Annotated in this window: 1 protein-coding gene and 1 pseudogene; both read right to left on the bottom strand. The window is 71.5% G+C overall.

Features of this window, described 5'->3' with window-relative positions; all coding sequences use genetic code 11:
* Positions 1–335, bottom strand: a pseudogene (locus tag L995_RS06670) (efflux RND transporter periplasmic adaptor subunit); the annotation flags it as partial.
* A 53-nt stretch (positions 336–388) separates the two neighbouring features.
* Positions 389–1647 (bottom strand): TolC family protein (locus L995_RS06665; RefSeq protein WP_047470428.1); only part of this gene is annotated, 1259 nt, incomplete at its 5' end.

The following is a 1647-nucleotide window of genomic DNA, read 5'->3' as shown; positions in this document are numbered from 1 at the left end:
CCGCGTACTTCGGTCACGCGTCCCGTGGCGGCCGCGCCAATGCGGGTGACCTGGCGCTCATTGGCCTCGATGCGGCCGGACACCTCCTGCAGCAGCGCGATCTGCGCCTGCGCCACGGGCTTGACGGCGAAGTTGGGCGCCATCTCGGCGGTGACGCGGACCTCCATCGGGTCCTGCTCCTGCGCAGCGGCCGCTGCGGGCGCCGCCTTGGCTTCGGCCTCTTCGTTCTTGCCGCAGGCGCTCAGCGCCAGCGTTGCGGCCAGCAGGCCGGCCAGGGCCAGGGAGTTCACCAAGGTGCTGCTGCCTGCGCGGGCGGCGATGGGTTGCGGATGCATATTCAAGGACATGTTCGTTTCTGATTTCGGGTGTGAGGCAGGGACGGCGCGCTTCACAGCGCGGACGGATCGTCGTAGCGGCCCGCCAGGTATTCGAGCTGTATGCGCGCCGCCTGCAGCTGGTAGCGCGCGTCGAGCAGGTCTGCACGGATGGAGCGCAGCACGCGCTGCGCATCGAGCACATCGAGAATGCCGCGCTCGCCGAAGCGGTAGGCGGCCTCGGCCACGCGCAGGGCCGACTCGGCCTCGCGCACCGAACCCTGGCTCAGTGCCTGGGTGCGCAGTCGTGCCATCTCCAGCTCCTTCCAGGCCTGCAGCGTCTGCTGGCGCAGCTCGATCTGCCGGCCTTCCAGCTGCAGACGCGCGCGCTCCAGCTCGGAGGCCGCCTCGTCGATGGGGCCGCGGTGCTGGTCGAGCAAGGGGATCTGGATGCTCACGCCCACCGTGTTCAGGCGCACATCGGGCTCGCGCGTCTGGCCGTAGCGCAGCTCCACGCCCGGCCAGCGCGAGGCCTTGGCACCGTCAAGCCGCGCCTGGGCACGCTCGACCTCCGCCTTGAGCTGGCGCAGTTCGGGATGCTCCATGGGATCGATCTCGCCCATGTCCTCGATGCGCAGCGGATCCTCCAGCGACACATCCAGGCGGAAGCGCACGGGCAGCTGGCCTGCGGCCAGGCGGCCCAGCGCCAGCTGCGCCTGCTCGGCACGCAGCCGCGCGGTCTGCTCCTGCTGGCGCGCCTGGATGATTTCGGCATCGGCCTTGATGATTTCGTAGCGTGCCGCCTCGCCGCTGTCCACGCGGACGCGGACGCGCTCATGGGCCTGCTCCAGAAGGCGCACCGCCTCCTTGGCGGCCTCGACCTCCGCCTCGCGCAGCACCATCTCGTAGGCGCGCAGCCGCACCTGGGCCACCAGCGCATTGCGCGTGGTCGCCACGAAGTGCACCGAGCCCTGCTCGCCTGCCCTCGCGGCCTCCACGCGCGCACCTCGCACGGCGGGGTTCTCGATGGGCAAGGCCACGGCCCAGCCCTGCACCGTGCCGGCTGCCGCGCCCGGAACGCGGGCGCTGTTGCGGCCCTGGTTCCATTCGAGCTTGGGATTGGGCAGCGCCGAGGCGCTGACCACACCTGCGCGCGCCGTGGTCCGGGACTGCTCGACAGCGCGCAGATCGGGGTTGTGGTCCAGCACGGCGCGAACGACCTCGTTCAGGCTCAGCTGGGGCAGGCGCTGTGCGGCGGCCGAAGCCACCGAAGGCGCCTCTGCGGCCGAACCGGCCTTCGGCACGATCGGCGTACGGGACGCCGCGGCCTCGG

This window comes from Delftia sp. ZNC0008 (assembly GCF_000799035.1).
GTDB classification, from domain to species: domain Bacteria; phylum Pseudomonadota; class Gammaproteobacteria; order Burkholderiales; family Burkholderiaceae_C; genus Comamonas; species Comamonas tsuruhatensis.
Note: the sequence above shows the minus strand (reverse complement) of the source record. Positions and strands in the feature narration are given on the sequence as shown.